The organism is Xanthomonas sp. BRIP62409, from assembly GCF_003992965.1.
Taxonomy (GTDB): Bacteria; Pseudomonadota; Gammaproteobacteria; order Xanthomonadales; family Xanthomonadaceae; genus Xanthomonas; species Xanthomonas euroxanthea.
The window spans coordinates 1-22,310 of sequence record NZ_QEZJ01000005.1; the positions used below are offsets into that span (position 1 = coordinate 1).

The following is a 22,310-nucleotide window of genomic DNA, read 5'->3' on the forward strand; positions in this document are numbered from 1 at the left end:
GGATTGGGGATTGGGGGAATCGGGAATCGGGAATCGGGAATCGGGAATCGGGAATCGGGAATCGGGAAAGCATCCGCGGCGCGGGGGGCTGGTGCAACCACTGTGACTGCCCATGCAAGCAGAGCCGCCACGGCCGCTTTCAACCGGCTGGCGGCGTGACGCGACCTGGTTCAGCGTACTGCGCCTATGCGGCGGTGCCTCTCCACGATGCACCAACGACCACGCGCCGTCTCGGGACCGGCGCCGCTGCGATCAGAGGATCGGCACCAATCCCGCACCGAAGGCGGTCAGCATCCGCACCAGCAGCCACTTCGGGCCGACGTTGACCTCGGGGAAATCGCCTACCGCCACATAGCACTTACGGAACTGCGGGTCCTGGCGCTTGAGCGGGAACGGGCAACCCGGCCCCGGCTGGAACTCGTAGTTGGTGGCGTAGCGCCAGGGCCAGAAATCCAGCACCGGCAAGGCTTCGGACACCTTGCCCACGCTGTAGTTCAACCCGCTCAGCACCGGCGGCTTTTCGCGCGGGGCCACGGTCCAGGCGTTTTCCGGCGCCATGTCGCGCGCGATGCTGGCCGCCAGCGCCTGCGCAAAGCGCGCATCGTCGATCACCACCGCCGCTTCGGTGTTGTAGTTCTCGCTGCGCGGATCGAAGTTGTGCGTGCCGATCACGCCGATGCGGCGGTCCACCACCAAGGACTTGGCATGCAGGCCCATGCGCGCACCGGCACGGGTCACCGGCAGCGGCTTGTTGACCGCGCGCGTGCCCAGGAACGACGGCCGCGTCTCGGTGCGCAGCACGCGCCGATCGACCTCGCTGCCGCCGGGCACGCGGCCTGCGCCGCCCCCGCTGCCGCGGATTGCGCCGCCGGCCGTGCCACCACCACCACCACCACTGCCCCGCATCGCATTGCCGGCCGCACTGCCGCCAATCACCCGATTGACGCGACTATCGTCGTCGGCCGGCTCGGCCGCCTCCGGGTTGAACGGATCGGGCACCAGGTTGGCGTAGTCCACCGGTGCATTCAGCGGGAACGGCTTGAACTCGTAGACGTTGAAGCCCAGCTCGCGCATGTTGCGGCGTTTGAACTTGTACGACAGCGCATACACGATCGGGTTGTCGGTGGCGGCCAGGCTGTTGGTGGACACCACGATGCGTGGCGGCTGCGGGCGCTGGCGCAGTGCGCGGAAGATTGCCTGGGCCTGGTCGGACAGCACCAGGTAGGGCGTCTGCAGCAGCACTTCCTGCTGCGCATTGGCGATCAGGCCGTCCAGCTCGGGCGCGGTGGACACGGCCTTGGCGGTGTGTTCCTTGCGGTGCTTCTGCGGCAGATCGGCCACATACAGCACGCGCTGCACCGGCATGGCCGGGGCCACGAACGCCTCGCGCACGAATTGCGGATCGCGCGCCTCCTGGTCGACCCGTTCCACCCGCTCGGGGCGGCGGAACGTGGCTGGCGGCATCTTCGGTGCGCCCTGTTCCAGCAGCAGGCGACCGACATCGTTCAGACGCTCGGCCGGCACGCTGCGGCGCGCGTGCCAGAACGCGTCGAAGTTGGCCGCCATCGCACGCACTTCCGGCCCGGCCAGGATCACGTCGCGGTCGCGGAAGTTGTACTCGCTGTCCCAGTCGTAATAGTCGTCCTGGTAATTGCGCCCGCCGACCACGCCGAGCACGTCGTCCACCACCAGCAGCTTGTTGTGCATGCGCTGGTTGAAGCGACGGAAGCAGCACACCACGCTGCCGGCATAGTCGAAGTAATTGAGCTTGACCTTGCCGAAGGTCGGGTTGTAGATGCGTAGCTGCAGGTTTTCATGGGTGCTGGCCAGCGCACCGAGAATCTGCAGATCGGCGATCGCCGAGAGCTGATCGATCAGGATGCGCACCTTGACCCCGCGCTGCGCCGCATCGGTCAGCGCATCCAGCACCATGCGCGCGCTGTCGTCCTTGTCGAAGATGTAGGTCTGCAGGTCGATGCTGCGGGTGGCACTGCGGATCAGGTTGAGCCGCGCTACCAGCGATTCTTCGCCATGGTCGACGATGGTGGCGTAATGCCGCGGCGCGGCCGGCGTGGAGGCGGTGATCGCCTCGCCACCCAGCGCGCGCAGCGGCGAGGGCTGGGCGCAACGATTGGCCTGCGTGCAGCTGACAACGGTGCTGCGGGCGGCGGCGGCCACCCCGGCGGCACGGTTGCGTTCGATTTGTGACAGGCCGGCACATCCGGTGCCGAGCAACAGCGTTGCCAGCACAATCACCCTCAACAGGAACCTCACGGGCGCCGCGCCTCCTGCAGCCGCCCACGCAGAATGAACGTCACCCTGTCGCCCAGGGCCATCTGCCACGCATTCATTCCGTAACGTCCACGCAGGACCGTACCTCGACTGATCACATCGCAATCATAGCCCGGCCGCGCGCATTCAGCCGGCACCACATGCAGGGTCTCGACGTGGGTGATTCCGCGAATGGTCAGGTTGCCGGTGATGTCACCGCCCTTCTTCACCACCTCCTCGGCGTAGGGACGCGACTCGAATTCCACCACCGGATACTGCGCGACGTCGAAAAAATCCTCGCCGCGCATCCACGCCGTGTAGCGATCCTTGCCGGGAATTTCCACCTGCGTGGCATCCAGACGGAAACGCACCTGCTGGCGTCCGTCCGGCAATTCCGCCAGTTCACCGCGAAAGCGCGGAAAAAACCCCTCGATCTTCATGCCGAAGCGCGTCCTGATCTCGAACCCGAAGCGCGATTGCACCGGATCGATGGAATGCAGCTTCTGCTGCGCCACGCAGGGAAGAGCGACCCAGAGCGCGAGCCAGGCAAACCAGCGCAGCGACGATGGCACGGATCAAGGCCACCAGAAGGCGGTCAGGCGGGCGATGCCTGGTTCGATGGCCGCGTCCAGTGGCAGTGCCAGCAGGGCGATCGCGGCGGTCGGCATGCCGCGGTAGTCGCCGGTCTGGCCGCTGTGCATCAGCGCCGCCAGCCGTTCCAGGCCCGGGTTGTGGCCGACCAGCAGCAGCCGCTCGGCATCGCGGTGTTCGTCCACCAGGCTGGCCAGGGTGCCGGGGGTGGCGTCGTAGATCCGTTCGTCCAGGCGTTGTTCGATATAACCGGTGAGCTCCAGCACCGCTTCCAGCGTCTCGCGCGCACGCCGCGCCGGCGAGCACAGCACGCGGTCGGGCACCAGGCGCTGCTCGCGCAGCCAGCGGCCGGCCGATTCGGCCTCGGCGATGCCGTGCGGGGACAGCGGGCGGTCCAGATCGGCCTGGCCGGTATCGGCCGGCTCGGCGTGGGCGTGTCGCAGCAGTATCAGTTCGCGCATGAAAACACTCCGGTCTAGGATTTCTTGAGCCACTTGAACAGCGGCTCCCAATCCTGTTGATGGTCGCGCACCTGCGCCGAGCGGTAATCGAACAGGCTGCGTCCCAGCCCGGCCATGACCACATAGGCCTGGGTGTCGCGCAGCTGGGCCACCAGGGGATAGGGCCAGGCGCCGATCATCTCGGCAGCTTGCTGCGAGGTCTGGGTCCAGGGGCGGGCGCGGTTGAGCACCAGGCCCACCGGCAGCTTGCGCTGATGCACGCGCGGCACCTTGGCCAGCGTGTTGAGGAAGCCGACCACCGCTTCGATATCCAGCGCCGAGGACAGCACCGGCACCACGATGGCGTCGACATGGTCGAGGAAGCCGCTCAGGTCATCGGCCATTGCACCGGCCGGGGCATCGATGATCAGCTGGTCGGTGCCCTCGGGCACCGCGGCCTGCCAGTTGCGACGGCGGGTGGCATCGATCGGCAGCACCGCACTTTCCAGGCTGGCGCGACGCTGCGCCCAACGCGTGGACGAGCCTTGCGGATCGGCGTCGGCCAGCACGGTGCGCTGGCCCTGCAGGGCCGCATGTGCGGCCAGATTGGTGGCGATCGTGGTCTTGCCGACGCCGCCTTTGGAGGCGGCCACCAGGACTGTCTTCATGCACGCCTCGCTTCCGGGAGCAAGCCGGCAGCGTACACCGCGACGAAGTGAGGAAGTAGTCGAAAGGCGTTAAACGTCCCTCGGCAGGCGCCATCGCGCTGCAACATCGGCCCCGGTACGTGGCCGCTGCCCCATGCAACGACCACGCGGATCAGCGGATCAGCGGGTCTGGCTGCTCGCGGCGCCCGGCTGCCAGTCCGCCGGCGGTTGCGCGGCAATGCCTTGACGCTGCAGTCGCGCGCGCAACGCCGGCACTTCGCCCTGCGTCAGGATCGCATCCAGTGCGGCGACCTGCGCATCGACCGAGGGTGCGCTGCGCTGCAGTTGCTGCTGCAGCCACTGCAGCTCCCGCATCCGCGCCTGCCAGCGGGTGGCGTCGGCGCCGCTGCTCAGTGCGGCCATGCCCTTGGTGCCGATCACGGCCGTGGTCAGGGTGGACTCGTCGTTGGCCACGTTGTTCAGCACGACCATGCACTCGTCGCGTAACGCGGGCGTGGTGGCACCGGGGTTGCAGCGCCGCATCAGATCGCCGAGCGCGGGGAGTGCATGTGCAGACCAGGTACCCATCACGAACATCGCCGCCATGCCGGCGCCCGTGGACGGAAACCCTTGGGCGTCGAGCCGCTCGCGCAAGCTGACCGAGGCCAGCGATGGCCATTGCACGCCGTCGTAGACGGCATAAAGGGCCTGGCCCAGCTCCAGCACACCGCTGTCGAAATGATCGGACTGCACGGCCGCCTGCCAGGCGCGTTCGGCGGCCGCCTGGTCGCCGCGGCGCTGTGCAGCCGCATAGGCGCGCAGATGCACGGCGGCATTGCCGGCATCGGTTTGCTCCAGGAACGCCCGCGCGGCGCCTGGGTCGCAGCGCAATCCGGGGGCACAACCGACCGCTTCCATCCGCGCCACCAACCGGTCGCGCGGCCGCGCGTCCAGGGCACGCTGCAGCCAGGCGCGCTGGATGGGTGCATAGCCTCCGTCTGCGGCCGACACTGCCTCGTCCTCGGCATCGATCCACAGCAGACCGGCCAGGTACAGCTGCCTGGGCTCGCCGCTGGCCGCCATGCTGCGCAGGCGTGCCTGCATGGTCTTGCCGACCTGGCTTACCCAGTGAGTCATCAGCGGATCATCCGCCGGAACCGGTGGGGTGGCGGGCGATGCCGCCAGGGCGGACTGCGCCGCGAAGACGCCGCCAAGCCATAGCAGCGCCGTGGTGATCAAGCGATATCCGTGCATGTGTTGCTCCTGTCCGTGTGGGGCACGCAATGGTGCGCGCCAGCATTTCACACGGGGTACGCCGCATCAAGCGGCCAGGCGCGCCAACAGCCAGGCCCATGCCGGCAGGGTCAGCAGCGACAGCAGGATGCTGTAGCCGACCATCGCCGCGGCCAGGCGCGGCGCCAGCCGGTGCGAGATGGCCAGCGCGGCGGCGGTGATCATGGTGGGCATGGCCGATTCGAGCACGTTGGTCTGCAGCATCGCGCCATGCAGGCCGAGCGCCCAGGACAGCGGCAATGCCAGCACCGGCATCACGGCCAGCTTGAAGACCAGGCCGACGGCCAGCGGCTTGAGCTCGTCCGCAGGCAGGCGCAACTGCAGCGAGAAGCCCACCGCCAACATCACCAGCGGCAGCATCGCGTCGGCCAGGCTCTTCAAGCCCGAGCCGATCCAGGCCGGCGGCTGTTCTGGCATCACCGTCAGCGCGAACAGCAACGCCCACAGCGGCGGAAACCGCAGCACGCGCACCAGGATCAGCTTCGCAGTCGGCGGCGTGTCGCCGCTGTAGCGGGCCAGCACGTACAGCCCGAACGTGGACAGCAGCACGAAGGTGCCGAACTGGTCGTAGACCACCGCATACGGCAGGGCGTGATCGCCGATCAACGCGCGCACCATCGGAAAGCCGATGAAGCTGGAGTTGGTGAACACCACGCACATCAGCAGCGCGGCGTATTCCTCGCGCTTGAACCGCAACAGCCGGCTGCAGCTCCACAGCAGCGGCACGATGAGTGCGGTCAGCAACCACGGCGTGGCGATCACGCCACCGAGCGAGGCATCCAGATGCAGACGCGGCACATAGGTCAGCACCGAAGCCGGCAGGCAGATGTACAACACGATGCGATTGAGCACATCGGCGCTGTTGTCCGGCAGCACCCGCAGGCGCGCGAACAGCAGGCCGAGCCCCAGCATCGCCAGAATCAACGCAAATGCATCCACCGCCATGGCGTGGTCAGGTCCGTGGGAGAGCGACGCTCAGGATCGCATAGTGGGCGTGTCGTGCCTTGATCAGCGACGGGCTGGATCGACGACGGGCTAAATCGGCGAGCATGCCTATGCGTGGCGCAGATCGTTCGCTCAACGCCTGGCGACAGGCATGTCGAGGCTTGCCGCTTCTAGGATCCGGCCCATCACTATCGAACAACGCGAATCACGCACTACTCTTAACCATGTGCACCGACCATCTCGACTGGTCCTTGCCCGCCCACCGTCGCGGGACCTTACGCGGCATGGATGCCGCGTAAGAGCCTACATGGACGTACTTGCGGCGTGTCCCGCGATGGTGGGCGGGCAAGGGCCCTGCAGCAAAGCCACAGATCAACCGCTCTACGATTGAGCCATCGCACGGACGACTGCCTCAAAAGACCGACCCTCTCGACTGGTCCTTGCCCGCTCACCGTCGCGGGACCTTACGCGGCATGGATGCCGCGTAAGAGCCTACATGGACGTACTTGCGGCGTGTCCTGCGATGGTGGGCGGGCAAGGGCCCTGCAGCAAAGCCGCAGATCAACCGCTCTACGATTGAGCCATCGCACGGACGACTGCCTCAAAAGACCGACACTCTCGACTGGTCCTTGCTCGCTCACCGTCGCGGGACCTTACGCGGCATGGATGCCGCGTAAGAGCCTACAAGGACGTACTTGCGGCGTGTCCCGCGATGGTGGGCGGGCAAGGGCCCTGCAACAAAGCCGCAGATCATCCGCTCTACAACTGATCCATCAGCGCTGACCAATCCTTCGAAGCACGACACCCAAAGCAATCGACTTGGAGCGGTGGCTGCGTTGCCCTGCTGTCGCCGGCCGCAAAACGAAGTGCGACGTGATGCACAGCGACGCGCTGCGGGGCTTTCTGCAGCGCGCCGCCGCCGAGTTACGGAAATGCCGGCGGGTTCGCCTGCCATGCGGCAAAAACCTCGGCCAGCGTGGCGCGTTCGGCCTCGCGCCAGTCCGGCAGCAGGGTGGCGTAGCCGGCGGTGCTGCTCCAGCGATCCGGCCAGGTGCGCACAGCGGCGGCATACCACTCGACCGCTTCCTGCTTGCGCCCGGTGCGCCATAGCGCCAATGCCGCAGTGGTCGGCAACCAGGCCGGCGCGGCCGGGCGGCCGTTGGCCAGGGTGGCCCACTGCTGCAAGGCCTTGTCGGCCTGGTCGGCGCGCAACAGATCCCAGCCGTAGTTCCAGGTGATGGCGCGGTATTGCTGGCTGCCACTGGAGACCAGCCCCAGGGCGCCCTGATAGAGCTCGTCGCCCAACTGCGTGCGTCCCCCCGCATAGGCCAGCGACGCCAGCTGCGCGCGCGGTTCGGCAGCGCGGGCGTCACGCTGCACCATCGCCACCAAACGGTCGATCACTGCATCGCCCTGCCCCTGCACGGCCACCACCGCCTTGGTGGTGCCGCGATCTTCGTCGAAATAGAACTCCTTGGGCTTGGGCAGGTTCTGCGCCTGCGCCATCGACCACACGCCCCCGAGCAAGGCCAACATCGCGGCCCATGCGTATTTCCTTTTCACTGGCTTTATCCCCTGACAGCAAACGACCCTTCCCGTTCCCATCGTAACCGCAGCGCGGCGGCTGCGCATCCGCATGCAACGGGCGCGTGAAAGGCGACTGCTACACTTTGGGCCGCCGTTTTGGAATCCGTCGGGCGGGTCATCCGGTTTCGGATGACACGCGCCGGGTCCCAGCCACCCTTTCCGGGCACGCCATGACCAGTACCGCTGCACTCTCTTCTCCCGACGCTGCCAACACGCCGGAGCTCGGCCAGGTCGATGCGGATTACACGCTGGAGCACAAGTACACGCGCGCCGACGGGCGCATCTACTTGTCCGGCGTGCAGGCACTGGTACGGCTGCCGTTGATGCAACGCCTGCGCGATGATGCCGCCGGCCTTGCCACTGCCGGCTTTGTCAGCGGCTATCGCGGCAGCCCGCTGGGCGGCTTCGATCTGGAACTGTGGCGTGCGCGCAAGCACCTGGACGCAGCCAGGGTGACCTTCACCCCCGGCCTCAACGAAGACCTGGCCGCCACCATGGTCTGGGGCACCCAGCAGACCAACCTGTTCCCCGGCGCCAAGGTGCAGGGCGTCTACGGCATGTGGTACGGCAAGGGCCCGGGCGTGGATCGCAGCGGCGATGTGTTCAAGCACGGCAACGCCGCCGGTACCTCGCCGCATGGCGGCGTGCTGGCACTGGCCGCCGACGACCATGCCTGCCGCAGCTCGACCCTGCCGCACGGCTCGGAAGAGGAATTCGTCAGCGCGATGATGCCGATCCTCAACCCGGCCGGGGTGCAGGACATCCTGGACATGGGCCTGCTCGGCTGGGCGATGAGCCGCTATACCGGGCGCTGGGTCGGCTTCAAGACCATCGCCGAGACGGTGGAATCTTCCGCCTCGGTGGACGTGGATCCGTTCGCACGCAGCATCGTGCTGCCGGAGGACTTCGCGCTGCCGCCGGGTGGCTTGAGCATTCGCTGGCCGGACCCGCCGGTGGACCAGGAAATGCGCCTGCATCGCTATGCGATCGCCGCCGCACAGGCCTTCGCACGCGCCAACCGGATCGACAAAGTGGTGCTGGATTCGCCGCATGCACGGCTGGGCATCGTCACCACCGGCAAGAGCTACCTGGACGTGCTGCAGGCGCTGGAATACCTGGGCCTGGAGGCGCAGGCCTGCGCGCAGATCGGCATCCGCGTGTACAAGGTCGGCATGACCTGGCCGCTGGAGCCGGTGGGCATCAGCGCGTTTGCGCGTGGGCTCGACGACATCGTGGTGGTGGAGGAGAAGAAGGCCTTCATCGAGCGCCAGATGAAGGAGCTGTTCTACAACTGGCCGGCCAGCGCCGGTGCGCGGCCGAGCATCGTTGGCAAGTACGACGAGCAGGGCGAATGGATCCTGCCCTCCACTGGCGAGCTGACCCCGGCCACGATCGCGGCAGTGATCGGCAAGCGCATCCAGCGCTTTGCGCTGCCCTCCAGCGCGATGACCGAGTCGATCGACCACCGGCTGCGCTGGATGGAGACCAAGGAAGCCGAAATGGCCTTGCCGCGTGCGCTGTTCCCGCGCGTGCCGCATTACTGCTCCGGTTGCCCGCACAACACCTCCACGGCGGTGCCGGAAGGCGCGCGTGCGCTGGGCGGGATCGGTTGCCATTACATGGTGACCTGGATGAACCGCTCCACCGACACCTTCACCCATATGGGCGGCGAAGGCGTCACCTGGTCGGGGCAGGCGCCGTTCACCGAGACGCCGCACGTGTTCCAGAACCTGGGCGATGGCACCTATTTCCACAGCGGCTCGCTGGCGATCCGGCAGTCGGTGGCCACCGGCGTCAACATCACCTACAAGATCCTCTACAACGATGCGGTGGCGATGACCGGCGGCCAGCCGGTGGACGGCACGCTCACCGTGCCGGACATCGCGCACCAGCTGCGTGCCGAAGGCATCCACGCGATCATCGTTGTCAGCGACGACATCGGCAAATGGACGCGCCGGCGCGAGCGCTTCCCCAGCAACGTGGCGTTTCACGATCGCAGCGAGCTGGATGCGGTGCAGCAGCATCTGCGCACGATCAAGGGCGTGTCGATCCTGATCTACGACCAGACCTGCGCCACCGAAAAACGCCGCCGCCGCAAGCGCGGCAAGCTGATCGACCCGCCCAAGCGCGTGATGATCAATTCGCTGGTGTGCGAGGGCTGCGGCGATTGCGGCGAAAAGAGTTTCTGCGTGTCGGTGTTGCCCAAGGACACCGAATTCGGCCGCAAGCGGCAGATCGACCAATCCAACTGCAACAAGGATTATTCCTGCGTGTCGGGCTTTTGCCCGAGCTTTGTCACCGTGCATGGAGGTGCACCGCGCAAGGGCAAGCAGCGCGATGCCAGCGCATTGCTGGACAACCTGCCCGCGCCGCCGCAACGCACCACGCTGGAACAGCCCTGGAACATCCTGATCACCGGCGTCGGCGGCACCGGCGTGGTGACCATCGGTGCGCTGCTCGGCATGGCCGGGCATCTGGAAGGCAAGGGTGCCACGGTGCTGGACCAGACCGGGCTGGCGCAGAAGGGCGGCGCGGTGACCACGCATATCCGCATCGCGCGCCGGCCGGCCGATATCCACGCGGTGCGCATCGCCGCCGGCGAAGCGGACCTGGTGCTGGGCTGCGACATGGTGGTGGTCAACGATTACTGGGCCCTGTCCAAGGTGCGCGACGGCCGCACCCAGGTGGTGCTCAACACCTACGAAGCGATGCCGGGCAACTTCACCACCCAGCCGGATCTGCAGTTCCCCGCCGCCGAGATCATCGCCGGCGTGCGCACCGCCCTGGGCGGCCAGGAACCGCTGTTGCTGGACGCCACGCAACTGGCGACCGCGCTGCTGGGCGATGCGATCGCCAGCAACCTGTTCGTGCTCGGCTATGCCTGGCAGCACGGGCTGGTGCCGCTGTCGCATGCGGCCTTGATGCGCGCGATCGAGCTCAATGGCGCGGCGGTGGCGATGAACCAGCAGGCGTTTACGTGGGGGCGACTGGCGGCGGTGGATCTGCCGGCGGTGCAACGCGCTGCCGGCCTGACCACTGCTGACACGTCTGTGCACCTGCACGGCGACACGCCGGCCGCGCGTGCGCCCGGCAGCTGGGAAGACCACGATCTCGGCGGACAGAGCGCGCCGCATGCATTGGCGCGGACCGATGGCAGCACGCTGCATGGCGAGGTCGATGCGCCGGTGCATCCGCTCGACGATGAGCAGCTGGCGCAGTCCTTGGACGAGGCGATTACGCGCCGCATCGCGTTTCTGACCGACTATCAAGACGCCGCCTACGCACAGCGCTATCTCACGCTGGTGGAGCGCGTGCGTGCGCAAGAGGCCCAACGCGCGCCCGGCAGCACTGCCTTGACCGAAGCTGTAGCGCGCTATGCCTTCAAGCTGATGGCCTACAAGGACGAATACGAAGTGGCGCGCCTGTACACGCGCGGCGACTTCCAGCGCCGGCTGCAGCAGCAGTTCGAAGGCGACTACACGCTGCGCTTCCACCTGGCACCGCCGCTGTTGGCCAGGAAGGATGCGCACGGCCATGCGATCAAGCGCGAATACGGGCCGTGGATGTTCACTGCGTTCAAGCTGTTGGCGCGGCTGAGATTCCTGCGCGGCGGCAAGCTCGATGTGTTCGGCTACAGCGCCGAACGGCGTGGCGAGCGTCAGCTCATTGCCGATTACGTGGCGACAGTGGACACGCTGCTGGAACGGCTGGATGCCGACAACGTCGGCCTGGCGGCGCAGATCGCCAGCATTCCCGAGCATATCCGTGGCTATGGGCATATCAAGCACGCGCACCTGGAGGAAGCCAAGGCACGCCAAGCCGTGCTGCTGGCGCAGTGGCGCAATCCCAAGGCCTTGCATGTGGTGCAGGCGGCCTAGCTGGCACAGGGCCGCCGCATCGGCGTTCCGGCGTTCCGGCGTTCCGGCGTTCCGGCGTTCCGGCGTCAGAGCCTTGCGCATTGATCGGCTGCTGGGTGGCCGATAGTGCTGCAATGGCAGGCTGGTGTGGTGGGTTCGGATGCCGCGCCGGGTGCCGCTGCGGTACGTGATCGCGTTCGCGCATGACATGAGCCAGCACATGCCGGGGCAATGCGCTGCCGGTGCAATGATCGGCCACATCTTCCTGCCTTGCACAAGCGGTGATACGCACGCAGGGCAGCGCCCGTCACTCGAAATGCCGACCACGTATCAGACGGACCGGGCCACGCACCGTGCCCAGGTCGACCACGTCGCCGCGCTGGGTGACCCGTACCACGTCCTTGCGGGCCAGATCGGCAGCAACGGCGCGTACCTGCGGCATCAGCGCACGCCAGCGGTTCTCGTCCTCGCTGAGCGCGCGGGCGACTTCGGACGGGCAGATCGACTGCTGCGGCAGCCGGCGCGCCAGCAGCGCGCGCATGGTCGCGGCGATCCGTCCGTCATCGATTCCTTGCACGCCAGGCGCGCGAGATCAGAGCGGACGCAACACGCGCAGGCCGAACCAGTCCTTGGCATCGTTCCAGCCGTGAGTGACTTTCAGCCCCGCAGCGGCGGCAAGTTCGGCAAAGCGCGCGTCGGTGTACTTGTAGCTGTATTCGACCTGCATCGCCTCGCCTTCGGCGAATTCGAATGCCTTGCCGCCCACCTGCACGCGCTGGGCGCGCTGGCTGATCAGGAAGGTCTCGATGCGGCCGCTTTCGCGCGCATACACCGCGTGGTGGCGGAAGCCGTCCAGATCGAAGTCGCTGCCGATCTCGCGGTTGAGCCGCGCCAGCAGGTTCAAGGTGAACTCGGCAGTGACGCCGGCCGCATCGTTGTAGGCGGCCTCGATCAGTCCGGCATCCTTGTCCAGATCGATGCCGATCAGGGCGCACCCGTCGCTGCCCATGGTCTGGCGCATCGCATCGAGCAACTCGACGGCGGCATCATCGGTGAAATTGCCCAGCGTTGAGCCGGGGAAGAACACCAGATGCCGGCGCGCCGGGCGCTGCGCCTGCGGCAGCTGCAGCGGCTTGGTGAAGTCGGTGCATACCGGCAGCATCTGGATCTGCGGGAACTGCTGCGCCAGCCGCGCGGTGCTCTCAAGCAAGGCAGTGCGCGAGATTTCCAGCGGCGTGTAGGCCACCACATCGCGCAGGCCCTGCAGCAGCAATTCGGTCTTGCGCCCGCTGCCGCTGCCGTATTCGACCACGTGCACGCCAGCGCCGATCGCCTGCGCGATCGAGGCCATGCTGGCCTCTAGCAAGGCCAGTTCGGTGCCGGTGAGGTAGTACTCCGGCTGCCGGGTGATCGCCTCGAACAACTGCGAGCCGTGCGCATCGTAGAAATACTTCGACGGCAGCGTCTTGGGCGTTTGCGACAGCCCGGCCAGCGCGTCGGCGGTGATGTCGTCCGGTTGCGGGCGCAGGTCGGTCAGCGCGGCGTGCGCGCGTTGCATGGCATGGGCGGCAGCGTTCAAGGCAGATCCTTGGCAAGGCGCACGCCGGCAAACTGCCAACGCGCATCGGAGGGAAAAAAGTTGCGGTAACTGGCGCGGACGTGGCTAGCCGGCGTGGCACAGCTGCCACCGCGCAGCACCCATTGCGCATTCATGAATTTGCCGTTGTATTCGCCCAGCGACCCGGGCCACGGCGCAAAGCCGGGATACGGCAGGTAGGCGCTGCCGGTCCATTCCCAGACATCGCCGAACAACTGCTGCAGGCCGGTATCCACCGCGTCGGCGCCGCGCGGATGCAAGGCGTCGCTATCGACGAAATTGCCCTGCACCGGCACACCGGTGGCGGCCTGTTCCCACTCGGCTTCGGTGGGCAGGCGTGCGCCGGCCCAGCGCGCGAACGCATCGGCTTCGAACAGGCTCAGATGGCATACCGGCGCATGCGCGTCGCGCGGGCGCCAGCCATCCAGGGTGAACTCGCGTCCGTCCGCGTCCCAATACAGCGGGTGCTGCCAGCCTTGCGCCTGCACCATCGCCCAGCCATCGCTGAGCCAGGCACCGGCACTGCGGTAGCCACCGGCGTCGATGAACTGCTGGAACTCGGCGTTGCTGACCACCCGATGCGCCAACGCATGCGCACCGACCAGCACGCGGTGGCGCGGCGACTCGTTGTCGTAGGCGAAGGTGTCGGCCTGCGGCCATGCCGCTGCGCCGATCTCCACGATCTGTTCGTCGCGTGCCTGCCAGCGCAGCGTGCTGGCGACGGCCGCAGGCGGTGCCGGCGCATCGCGGTACGCCGGCTGCAGCGGATTGCTCCACAGCGCGTGCTTGATATCGGTCAACAGCAATTCCTGGTGCTGCTGCTCGTGCTGGATGCCGAGCTGCACGATGGTGCAAGCCTGCGCGTCCAACACCCCGTCACGCAGGCGCTGCTGCATCTGCGCATCGACTGCGGCCCGGTAGTCGCGCACCTGCTGCAACGACGGCCGCGACAACACTCCGCGACGCGCGCGCGCGTGCATCGGGCCCACGCTCTGGTAGTAGCTGTTGAACAGGAAATCCCAGGCCGGGTCGAACACACGGTAGGCCGGATCGGCCTGCAGCACGAAGCGTTCGAAAAACCAGGTGGTGTGTGCCAGATGCCATTTGCTGGGGCTGGCGTCGGGCATGCTCTGCACCATTGCGTCTTCAGCGCTCAGGGGTGCGGCGAGGCGATCGCTCAGCGCGCGGGTCTGCGCGTAGCGTTCCAGCAGCGTCAGCTGCTGTTGCTGGTGGTGGCCCAGCAGAGATGAGAGTGCAGACATCGCCATATGCTTGAGGAGCGCCTGTGAACGCGCCGTGTCGGCAGCGTGGCAGCCAGCGGTAAGCTGTCGCCATGTCTTCTTTTTCTCTGTCCAGCCTGCTCCCCGCGCCCGTCGAATGGGAACGCCGCCAGCAGGCATTTGCGTTACCTGCCGATATCACCTATCTGGATGCCGCCTCGCGCGGCCCGCTGCTGCGCGCGGTGCAAGCGGTCGCGCATCAGGCGGTGGATGCGCTGGCCCCCCCGTGGCAGCTGCCGTTCGATGCCTGGCTGCAGGACATCGAGCGTTTGCGCACGCTCGCTGCAGGCCTGTTCGACGACGATGCCGACGGCGTGGCAATGCTGCCCTCGGCCGCGCACGGCCTGGCGACTGCCGCACGCAACCTGCCGCTGCAACGCGGCGAGGCGGTGCTGCTGCTGGAAGGCCAGTTCCCCTCGAACCTGCTGATCTGGCAACGCCGCTGTGCCGAGGTGGGCGCGCACATCGTGGCGGTGTCCACGGCCGGTGGCGATGCCTTGACCGCGGCGGTGCTGCAGGCCATCGCCCAGACACCGGCCTTGCGCATCGTCACCTTGCCGCATGCGTACTGGCTGGATGGACGACAGCTCGATCTGGACCGCATCAGCGCCGCGGTGCACGCACGCGGCGCAGCGCTGGTGCTGGATCTTAGCCAGAGCCTGGGCGTGCTGCCGACCGACCTGCCGCGCTGGCGGCCGGACTTCGTGGTCAGCGTCGGCCACAAATGGCTGCTGGGGCCGATGGGGCTGGCCTGGCTGTGGGTGGCCCCGCAATGGCGGGCGCACGGCGTGCCAATCGAAGAACACTGGATCGGCCGCGATGCCGGCAGCAGCTGGGAATTTCCGGTGGCCCAGGCGCCGTCCTATCGCAGCGGTGCGCGCCGGTTCGATGCCGGCGGCGTTGCCGATCCAATGAGGATCGCGATGGCGACGGTGGCCTTGCAGCAGGTCGCTGCCTGGCAACCGGCGCGCATCGCGCAGGCGCTGGGCGCGCTCACCGCGCGCTGGGATGCGGCGCTGCAGGCACGCGGTCTGGGCAGTTGGTGCACGCCCGCCCACGCGGCGCATCTGACCGCCCTGCAGCCGCCGACACACCGGCTGGAGGCCGTGGCAACAATATTTGGCGAACGCGGGGCGATCTGCACGCGGCGGCACGGACGCCTACGTATCGCACCGCACCTGAGTGTCACCGGTGATGCGCTCTCAGCCCTGATCGCAGCGCTGCCAGAGCCATGACGCAGCGCCCGTAGGAGCGGACCCGGCCGCGACGGGGCGTAACCGAGCGCTGTCAGGCGTTACCGGGATGACGCCATGTCCCGGTAACGCCCCGTCGCGGCCGGGTCCGCTCCTACGTGGTCAGGCGCGTTGGCTGAGGCGCAAGCCGCGCGGCGTGACCCAGCGCTCCAGGCCTTCGAACACTGCCTGCACGACCAGCGCAAGCACCGCTGCGGGAATCGCGCCTTCCAGGATCAGGCCGATGTCGTCCAGGCGGATGCCGGTGAGGATCGGTTGGCCGTAGCCGCCTGCACCGATCAAGGCGCCCAGCGTGGCGGTGCCCACGTTGATCACCGCCGCGGTCTGGATGCCGGCCACGATGGTGCGACGCGCCAGCGGCAGCTCCACCCGCCACAGGCGCGTCCACGCCGGCAGCCCGATCGCCTGGGCGGTCTGGCGCAACTCACGCGGGATGGCGGTCAGCCCGGCATGCGTGTTGCGCACGATCGGCAGCAGGCTGTAGAGAAACAATGCGGCAATCGCCGGTTTGGCGCCGATGCCGAACAGCGGAATCATGAACACGAACACCGCCAGCGACGGCAGCGTCTGCAGCACGCCAGTCAGGGAGAGCACCACCTGCCCGAGCCGTGGCCGCCGCGCCGCCAGCACGCCCAGCGGCAACGCGATCAGCAAGGCAAACCCCAACGAGATGCCGACCAGGGCCAGATGCTCGCGCGTATGCCGCAGCAGGCGGGTGATGCGCGAATCGGCTGCGGATGCGGGTGCCACGCCCAGCCATTGCGCGGCCACGGCCGCCTCGGACTGACGCTCCAGCTTTACCTGTGCGTTGAGCCGCTGCATGGTCGCCTCGTCGATGCGCCCCTGTAGCCCCTGCAATGCGTTGAGCATCGCCGGTGAGCGCTGCGCCAGGTCCTTGCGATACAGGAACACCGCCTGGTAATCGGGAAAGTAATGGCAGTCGTCGCGCAGCACCTGCAACCGGTAATACGGAATTTCCGCATCGGTGCTGTACAGATCGGTGACCTCGATCGCCCCGCTCTGCAGCGCGCGATAGGCCAGATCGTGATCCAGCCCGGTCGCGGTCTGCGGCAGTGCATAGGCGGCGCGCACGCCCGGCCAGCCATCGGCGCGCTGCATGAATTCGTTGCTCAGGCCGATCGTGAGCGATGGATGCCGCGCCAGATCCGACATCGAGGCGATGCCGAGCGCCTGCGCACGTTCAACGCGCATGCCGAAGGCATAGGTGTTCTGGAAGCCGAGCGAATCGGTCATCGCCAGCCCGCGCGTGTCCAGTGCGGCGCGCAGTTCGGCCTGGCTGGCCTTGGGCAGCTGCAGCAGTTCCTGCGCCAGCGTGCCGGTGTATTCGGCGTACGCGTCGATCTGCCCGGTCTCCAACGCACGCCACAGGATGCGCGTGCCACCGAGCTGCGCGCGGTGTTGCACGTCCACGCCGTCGCGCTGCCCGGCGGCGGTGGCGATCTCGCCCAGCAGCACGGCTTCAGTGAAGTTCTTCGAGCCGATCGTCACCTGCGTGGCCTGCGCACCGACGCTTCCAATCAGCAATGCAAGGGCGAGCAGCACGTGCCCGCTCATGCGGCGTCGCCGATGCTGCGCTGCGCAGTGAGAAAGCGCTGCACGAACGGATCGGCCGGCTGTTCCAGCAGGCTGCGCGCACTGCCCTGCTGCACCACCTGGCCGGCCCGCATCAATACCAGGGTGTCGGCCAGGTAGGCCGCTTCGGCCACATCGTGCGTCACCAGCACCACGGTCTTGCCGAGCTGGGCGAACAGCGCGCGCATCTGCGCCTGCAGGTCGTAACGCACGATCGGGTCGAGCGCGCCCAGCGGCTCGTCCAGCAGCAAGGCCGGTGGATCCAGCATCAGGGCCCGGATCAATCCCACCCGCTGGCGTTGACCGCCGGAGAGCTCGGCCGGATAGCGCGCCAGCAGCTCCGGCGGCAGCTGGCACAGCGCGCACAAGGTGTGCAGGCGTTGATCGATGCGCTGCCGGGTCCAGCCCAGCGTCTGCGCCAGCAACACCACGTTGCTGCGTGCATCCAGATGCGGAAACAGCCCGCCTTCCTGGATTACATAGCCGATGCGCTGGCGCTGCGCCTGCAGGCTGGCGCGTTGCAGCGGCGCGCCGTCGAAGGCGACCGTGCCGCTGTCCGGCCACTCCAGCCCGACCAGCATCCGCAGCACGGTGGACTTGCCGGCGCCGCTGGGGCCGATCAAGGCGGTGGTGATACCGCTGGCGAACTGCAGCGAGACGGTGTCGAGGGCAACGGCCTGGCCGTAGCGACGGCTGACCTGGTCGAGAGTGAACATGCGCTCGAGCTTGCCGAACGCAGCGTCAGACGCGCGCGAAAGTGCGCATCAGCGCGGCGGCGCCAGCAATTCGCGTGCGCTCAGGTAGCCATCGCCGTTGGCGTCCTGCCGCGCAAAACGCTCGATCAGCGTGGCGCGATGCGCGGCGCGGGTGATCGGCTTGCCGCGTCGGCCAGGCAGTTCATCGCCCTGCAGCACGCCGTCGTGGTCTAGGTCACGCTGATCGAAGGCGTAGCTCATCCACGCCAGGTATTCATCGCGGCCGACGCGGCCATCGCCATCGGTATCCATGCGCTGCAGATACTGCTGGCTGTCCTGCACCTGGGCCTGGGCCTGCGCGAACAATGCCGGCCCGCACACACCACAGGCCATCAGCAGGCTACGCATGACCAGACCACGCGCTCCGCGCGCACGCACATCAGCCCGCGTGCCGCCATGCTCACGACCCACTCAGCGCATAACCCTTCAGCCGCGCCGCATAGGCCTGCAAGGCGGCATTGCCGCTGGCTTCGGCCTCGTGGCACCACTGCTGCAGATGCTTGAGCCGTTCGGACGCATCGTGGCTGCGCGCCTCCAGCACGGCGGTCAGGCGCGCGCGGTACTCCACCAGCGTGCGCATGCGCGGGCGCTCGGCCACCCAGTGCTGCAATTGCGCACGCGCATCGGGCTTGAGCCAACGCCCGTCATCGACCAGGCCCTTGCGCAGGCGCCGCGGCAGCAATTGCCGCAGCTTGGCGCCGGTGGCCGCGGCCTCTTCGCGCAGCGCCGGGGTGAACACATTGCGCTGATAGTCGGTCATGGCCTGGAAGCGATGCGAGAGCAAGGCCTTGAGCGTGTCGGCATCGGGCACGGCGATATTGGGGCGGATGTCCAGCGACGGCGCCACGCGCAGCACCTTGGCCAGGCCGATCGCCTGCAGCCCGCGAATGGCGACCCAGCCGATATCCAGCTCCCAGCGCCGCATCGAGAACCGCGCCGAACTCGGAAACGCATGATGGTTGTTGTGCAGCTCTTCGCCACCGATCCACAGCGCCCACGGCGTGAGGTTGGTGGAGGTGTCGGCCGATTCGAAATTGCGATAGCCCCACCAGTGGCCCAGGCCGTTGACCACGCCGGCGGCCCAGAACGGAATCCACGCCATCTGGATCGCCCACAGCGCGATGCCGGGCAAACCGAACAGGACCGCGTTGATCACCAGCAGCGCGATCGGGCCGGCATTGGCATGCGGGGTGTACAGATGCCGCTCGATCCAGTCGGTGGGCGCGCCCTTGCCGTACTGCTCGATGTCGGCACGCTGCGCGCGCGCTTCGCGGTACAGCTCAACGCCACGCCAGAACACCTGGCCAATGCCCTTGGTCTGCGGGCTGTGCGGGTCTTCCTCGGTCTCGACCTTGGCGTGATGCTTGCGATGGATCGCCACCCATTCGCGGGTGATCATCGAGGTGGTCAACCAGGTCCAGAAGCGGAAGAAGTGCGCCACCACCGGATGGAAATCCACACCACGATGGGCCTGGCTGCGGTGCAGGTACAAGGTCACCGCAAAGATGGTGAGCTGGGTGAACACCAGCAGCACCGCCAGCATGCCCCACACGCCCAGCCCGGCCACGCCGGAAGTCAGAACGTCGATGATCGGGTCGGACAACATCGGCATCTCCACAGCGGCGCCATCGGGTTGGGTCGATGCAGACATGATGGGGGCGATGGCGGCAAACTTCACCCTTCGGATGCGTAGGGTGCGTCCTACATTCCTAAAGCGGTTCACACGCCTCCTTTCCCCACTGCGCCTGATGTCACCCGTATGACGGTTACTGCCCAGATGTCCACCGATCCTGCTGCTGTTGCGAACGCCACCCCGTTGATCGAGCTCGACCAGGCCAGCGTGATGCGCGGCCAGGTGCGTGTGCTGCATGCGCTCAGCCTGCGCATCGCGCTGGGGCAGCACACCGCCATCCTCGGCCCCAATGGCTGCGGCAAATCCTCCTTCATCAAGCTGATCACCCGCGAGCTGTATCCGCTGGTGCGCGCCGATGGCCAGGCGGCGGTGAAGGTGCTTGGGCAGACGCGTTGGCAGGTGGATCGCCTGCGCTCGCAGCTGGGCATCGTCACCGGCGATCTCAGCGTCAACCTGGCCGACATGCCGGGGCTGGACGTGGAAAGCGCGGTGCTGTCCGGTTTCTTCGCCAGCTATGTGGTGCCGCCGCATCGCGAGATCAGCGACGCCATGCGCGCGCGGGCACGCGAGGCATTGGCCCTGGCGCGCGCCCTGCCGTTGCTGGACCGGCAGTTTGCCGAACTGTCGGCCGGCGAAACCCGCCGCGTGCTGATCGCGCGCGCATTGGTCAACCGCCCGCAGGCGCTGCTGCTGGACGAGCCGTCCACCGGCCTGGACCTGGTGGCGCGCCAGCACCTGCTCGACACCATGCGCCACCTGGCCCGGCAAGGCATCACGCTGATCCTGGTGACCCATCACATCGAGGAGATCGTGCCGGAGATCGCGCGGGTGATCCTGTTGCGGGCCGGCACCGTGGTGGCCGACGGTCCGCGCGATGCGCTGCTCACCGATGCCAGCCTGTCGGATGTGTTCGCCGGCCCGGTGCACGTGCACCGCGATGGCGAACGCTATTGGGCGACGGTCGGGGAATAAGCGCGAGGCCAATGCGGCGGTCAGCATGACGGCGTTGTCGGAGGCAGGCGCCAGCCACGCTCCGGCCCACGTCAACGCGATTGCCTGCTCGCGACCGCCCTGGCGGCATGCAGGCCTGAGCGGCACGCGTGGGATATCTGCCCGGTGGCAACCACACCTGACCGCCCTCCCGGCATGACCTTGGACACAGGACGCGGTCGCGGCGGCTGCGCTTAGACTCGGCGCACGCACAGATCAGGAGTCGTTCCGATGGCCCAGTGGTATTTCCATGTTCCCGGACAGGCCGATCGCATCGGCCCACTCGACGACGCCAGCGCCCGCGCGCATGCCCAACGCCAGCCCGACGCGCTGGCCTGGCGCGACGGACTCGATGGCTGGACGCCGGCCCGCCAGCTGGCCGAGCTGCAGGGCGGCGGCAGCCTGCCGCCACCGTTGACCGGCGCGGCCGGGCGTGCCGACGAGATCGACTACCGCATCGTCGGCAACGACATGCAGTTCGTCGAGGTCGAACTGGACCCGGGTGAAAGCGCCATCGCCGAGGCCGGCGCGCTGATGTACAAGGACGCCGCAGTGCAGATGGACACCGTGTTCGGCGACGGCTCGCATGCCGGCCAGAGCGGCGGCGGCGGGCTGATGGGCAAGCTGCTGTCGGCCGGCAAGCGCGTGGTCACCGGCGAGAGCATGTTCACCACGGTGTTCACCCATGCCGGCAGCGGCAAGGCCAGGGTCGCATTCGCCGCGCCCTATCCGGGCACGGTGCTGGCGCTGCGCCTGTCCGAGCATGGCGGGCAACTGATCTGCCAGAAGGACAGCTTCCTGGCCGGTGCGCGCGGGGTGTCGCTGGGCATCGCGTTTCAACGCAAGATCCTCACCGGCCTGTTCGGCGGCGAGGGCTTCATCATGCAGAAGCTCGAAGGCGATGGCTGGGTCTTCGTGCATGCCGGCGGCACCGTGGTCGAACGCGAGCTCGGCCCCGGCGAACGCATCGACGTGGATACCGGCTGCGTGGTCGCCTATCACGCCGGCGTGGACATGGACGTGCGCCGCGTCGCCGGCCTGAAGAGCATGTTCTTCGGCGGCGAAGGCGTGTTCCTGGCCACCCTCACCGGCCCCGGCAAGGTCTGGCTGCAATCACTGCCGTTCTCGCGCATGGCCGGGCGCATGCTGCAGGCCGCCCCGCAGGCCGGCGGCCAGCAACGCGGCGAAGGCTCGGTGCTGGGCGGACTGGGCCGGTTGCTGGATGGGGACAACCGGTTCTGATGGGGTGAAGCGGCAGGCGGGCTGACACCCTTCTCCCCGCCGGGAGAAGGTGGCGCGTAGCGCCGGATGAGGGAACGGACGAAGCCTGCTGCGGTCGCATTCCCATGTGGCATCGCTCCGTACCCTCACCCCCCGGCCCGCGCTTGCGGCGCGGGCGCTCCAAGGCACGCGCGCCATGGCGCGCAAGCAGTGCCTTATCGCCCCCGCGGGGAGAGGGCTCTGGTTCCGTGCTGCGTGCAGGTGGTTGCGGTCATCGCACGAATGAACCCGCTCGCCCTTCTTGCCGGGACCAGGAGTGCAACGCCTGCAAACGATGCCGTTCTGAGTAATCTCCAC

General features: G+C 67.7%; 18 protein-coding genes. 4 read left to right on the forward strand and 14 right to left on the reverse strand.

The features are described from left to right. Positions 1–252 precede the first annotated feature (252 nt). The 7 genes from EO170_RS00190 to EO170_RS00220 form a co-directional block, all read right to left on the reverse strand. The gene (locus EO170_RS00190; protein WP_126941679.1) at positions 253–2,274 is read right to left on the reverse strand and encodes a phospholipase D family protein; all 2,022 of its coding nucleotides are present in this window, start codon (positions 2,272–2,274) and stop codon (positions 253–255) included. Further along, positions 2,271–2,843 (reverse strand): YceI family protein, encoded by a 573-nt coding sequence (locus EO170_RS00195; protein ID WP_104585767.1) that lies wholly within the window; start codon positions 2,841–2,843, stop codon positions 2,271–2,273. Before EO170_RS00195 ends, EO170_RS00190 begins: the two co-directional genes overlap by 4 nt. Positions 2,844–2,846: 3 nt before the next feature. Continuing rightward, on the reverse strand, positions 2,847–3,323 hold the full coding sequence (locus tag EO170_RS00200; protein WP_016904234.1) for a histidine phosphatase family protein: 477 nt from the start codon (positions 3,321–3,323) through the stop codon (positions 2,847–2,849). Positions 3,324–3,337: 14 nt separating this feature from the next. After that, positions 3,338–3,970: a ParA family protein gene (locus EO170_RS00205; RefSeq protein WP_126941681.1), complete on the reverse strand. Its 633-nt coding sequence runs from the start codon at positions 3,968–3,970 to the stop codon at positions 3,338–3,340. Between the two features lie 159 nt (positions 3,971–4,129). Further along, positions 4,130–5,203: a hypothetical protein gene (locus tag EO170_RS00210; protein ID WP_126941683.1), complete on the reverse strand. Its 1,074-nt coding sequence runs from the start codon at positions 5,201–5,203 to the stop codon at positions 4,130–4,132. Between the two features lie 66 nt (positions 5,204–5,269). Next, positions 5,270–6,187, reverse strand: a complete 918-nt coding sequence (locus EO170_RS00215; RefSeq protein ID WP_126941685.1) for an AEC family transporter — start codon at positions 6,185–6,187, stop codon at positions 5,270–5,272. A 924-nt stretch (positions 6,188–7,111) separates the two neighbouring features. Further along, positions 7,112–7,750 (reverse strand): tetratricopeptide repeat protein, encoded by a 639-nt coding sequence (locus EO170_RS00220; RefSeq protein WP_126941687.1) that lies wholly within the window; start codon positions 7,748–7,750, stop codon positions 7,112–7,114. A 194-nt stretch (positions 7,751–7,944) separates the two neighbouring features. On the opposite strand from EO170_RS00220, the gene EO170_RS00225 reads away from it, so the two are divergent. Beyond that, a complete protein-coding gene (locus tag EO170_RS00225) occupies positions 7,945–11,652 on the forward strand; it encodes an indolepyruvate ferredoxin oxidoreductase family protein (protein WP_126941689.1) in 3,708 nt (1,235 codons plus the stop codon). Between the two features lie 286 nt (positions 11,653–11,938). On the opposite strand, the gene EO170_RS00230 is transcribed toward EO170_RS00225, so the two are convergent. From EO170_RS00230 to egtB, 3 genes are read right to left on the reverse strand one after another with little or no spacing between them, the layout of a single operon-like run. Beyond that, positions 11,939–12,208 carry a DUF3253 domain-containing protein gene (locus tag EO170_RS00230; RefSeq protein ID WP_126941691.1) on the reverse strand — a complete coding sequence of 90 codons (270 nt, stop codon included), beginning with the start codon at positions 12,206–12,208 and terminating at the stop codon, positions 11,939–11,941. 15 nt (positions 12,209–12,223) lie between these two features. Continuing rightward, entirely contained in the window at positions 12,224–13,210 is a 987-nt protein-coding gene (gene egtD / locus EO170_RS00235) for an L-histidine N(alpha)-methyltransferase (RefSeq protein ID WP_126941693.1), read from the reverse strand. Further along, positions 13,207–14,496: an ergothioneine biosynthesis protein EgtB gene (gene egtB / locus EO170_RS00240; RefSeq protein WP_164740847.1), complete on the reverse strand. Its 1,290-nt coding sequence runs from the start codon at positions 14,494–14,496 to the stop codon at positions 13,207–13,209. The genes egtD and egtB overlap by 4 nt, the downstream gene beginning before the upstream one ends. A gap of 65 nt (positions 14,497–14,561) precedes the next feature. On the opposite strand from egtB, the gene EO170_RS00245 reads away from it, so the two are divergent. Beyond that, positions 14,562–15,743 (forward strand): aminotransferase class V-fold PLP-dependent enzyme, encoded by a 1,182-nt coding sequence (locus EO170_RS00245; RefSeq protein ID WP_126941697.1) that lies wholly within the window; start codon positions 14,562–14,564, stop codon positions 15,741–15,743. Between the two features lie 120 nt (positions 15,744–15,863). On the opposite strand, the gene EO170_RS00250 is transcribed toward EO170_RS00245, so the two are convergent. The 4 genes from EO170_RS00250 to EO170_RS00265 are packed head-to-tail and all read right to left on the reverse strand — an operon-like array spanning position 15,864 to position 19,715. After that, on the reverse strand, positions 15,864–17,336 hold the full coding sequence (locus EO170_RS00250; RefSeq protein ID WP_126941699.1) for a glycine betaine ABC transporter substrate-binding protein: 1,473 nt from the start codon (positions 17,334–17,336) through the stop codon (positions 15,864–15,866). After that, a complete protein-coding gene (locus EO170_RS00255) occupies positions 17,333–18,070 on the reverse strand; it encodes an ATP-binding cassette domain-containing protein (protein ID WP_115675611.1) in 738 nt (245 codons plus the stop codon). Before EO170_RS00255 ends, EO170_RS00250 begins: the two co-directional genes overlap by 4 nt. Positions 18,071–18,118: 48 nt before the next feature. After that, on the reverse strand, positions 18,119–18,457 hold the full coding sequence (locus EO170_RS00260) for a calcium-dependent protein kinase 21 (protein ID WP_126941701.1): 339 nt from the start codon (positions 18,455–18,457) through the stop codon (positions 18,119–18,121). A gap of 52 nt (positions 18,458–18,509) precedes the next feature. Further along, positions 18,510–19,715 (reverse strand): fatty acid desaturase, encoded by a 1,206-nt coding sequence (locus EO170_RS00265; RefSeq protein ID WP_104650437.1) that lies wholly within the window; start codon positions 19,713–19,715, stop codon positions 18,510–18,512. Positions 19,716–19,868: 153 nt separating this feature from the next. Here EO170_RS00265 and EO170_RS00270 point away from each other — a divergent pair, with 153 nt between their 5' ends. After that, positions 19,869–20,714, forward strand: a complete 846-nt coding sequence (locus tag EO170_RS00270; RefSeq protein ID WP_119127295.1) for an ATP-binding cassette domain-containing protein — start codon at positions 19,869–19,871, stop codon at positions 20,712–20,714. Between the two features lie 249 nt (positions 20,715–20,963). Further along, the gene (locus tag EO170_RS00275) at positions 20,964–21,974 is read left to right on the forward strand and encodes a TIGR00266 family protein (protein WP_104585787.1); all 1,011 of its coding nucleotides are present in this window, start codon (positions 20,964–20,966) and stop codon (positions 21,972–21,974) included. Positions 21,975–22,310: the final 336 nt, after the last annotated feature.

Coding starts and splice junctions, on each gene's coding strand:
- EO170_RS00270 (WP_119127295.1), top strand. CDS start 19,869: ATGACGGTTACTGCCCAGATGTCCACCGATCCTGCTGCTGTTGCGAAC.
- EO170_RS00215 (WP_126941685.1), bottom strand. CDS start 6,187: ATGGCGGTGGATGCATTTGCGTTGATTCTGGCGATGCTGGGGCTCGGC.
- EO170_RS00205 (WP_126941681.1), bottom strand. CDS start 3,970: ATGAAGACAGTCCTGGTGGCCGCCTCCAAAGGCGGCGTCGGCAAGACC.
- EO170_RS00275 (WP_104585787.1), top strand. CDS start 20,964: ATGGCCCAGTGGTATTTCCATGTTCCCGGACAGGCCGATCGCATCGGC.
- EO170_RS00200 (WP_016904234.1), bottom strand. CDS start 3,323: ATGCGCGAACTGATACTGCTGCGACACGCCCACGCCGAGCCGGCCGAT.
- EO170_RS00245 (WP_126941697.1), top strand. CDS start 14,562: ATGTCTTCTTTTTCTCTGTCCAGCCTGCTCCCCGCGCCCGTCGAATGG.
- EO170_RS00225 (WP_126941689.1), top strand. CDS start 7,945: ATGACCAGTACCGCTGCACTCTCTTCTCCCGACGCTGCCAACACGCCG.
- EO170_RS00255 (WP_115675611.1), bottom strand. CDS start 18,070: ATGTTCACTCTCGACCAGGTCAGCCGTCGCTACGGCCAGGCCGTTGCC.
- egtB (WP_164740847.1), bottom strand. CDS start 14,496: ATGGCGATGTCTGCACTCTCATCTCTGCTGGGCCACCACCAGCAACAG.
- EO170_RS00210 (WP_126941683.1), bottom strand. CDS start 5,203: ATGCACGGATATCGCTTGATCACCACGGCGCTGCTATGGCTTGGCGGC.
- EO170_RS00260 (WP_126941701.1), bottom strand. CDS start 18,457: ATGCGTAGCCTGCTGATGGCCTGTGGTGTGTGCGGGCCGGCATTGTTC.
- EO170_RS00250 (WP_126941699.1), bottom strand. CDS start 17,336: ATGAGCGGGCACGTGCTGCTCGCCCTTGCATTGCTGATTGGAAGCGTC.
- EO170_RS00265 (WP_104650437.1), bottom strand. CDS start 19,715: ATGTTGTCCGACCCGATCATCGACGTTCTGACTTCCGGCGTGGCCGGG.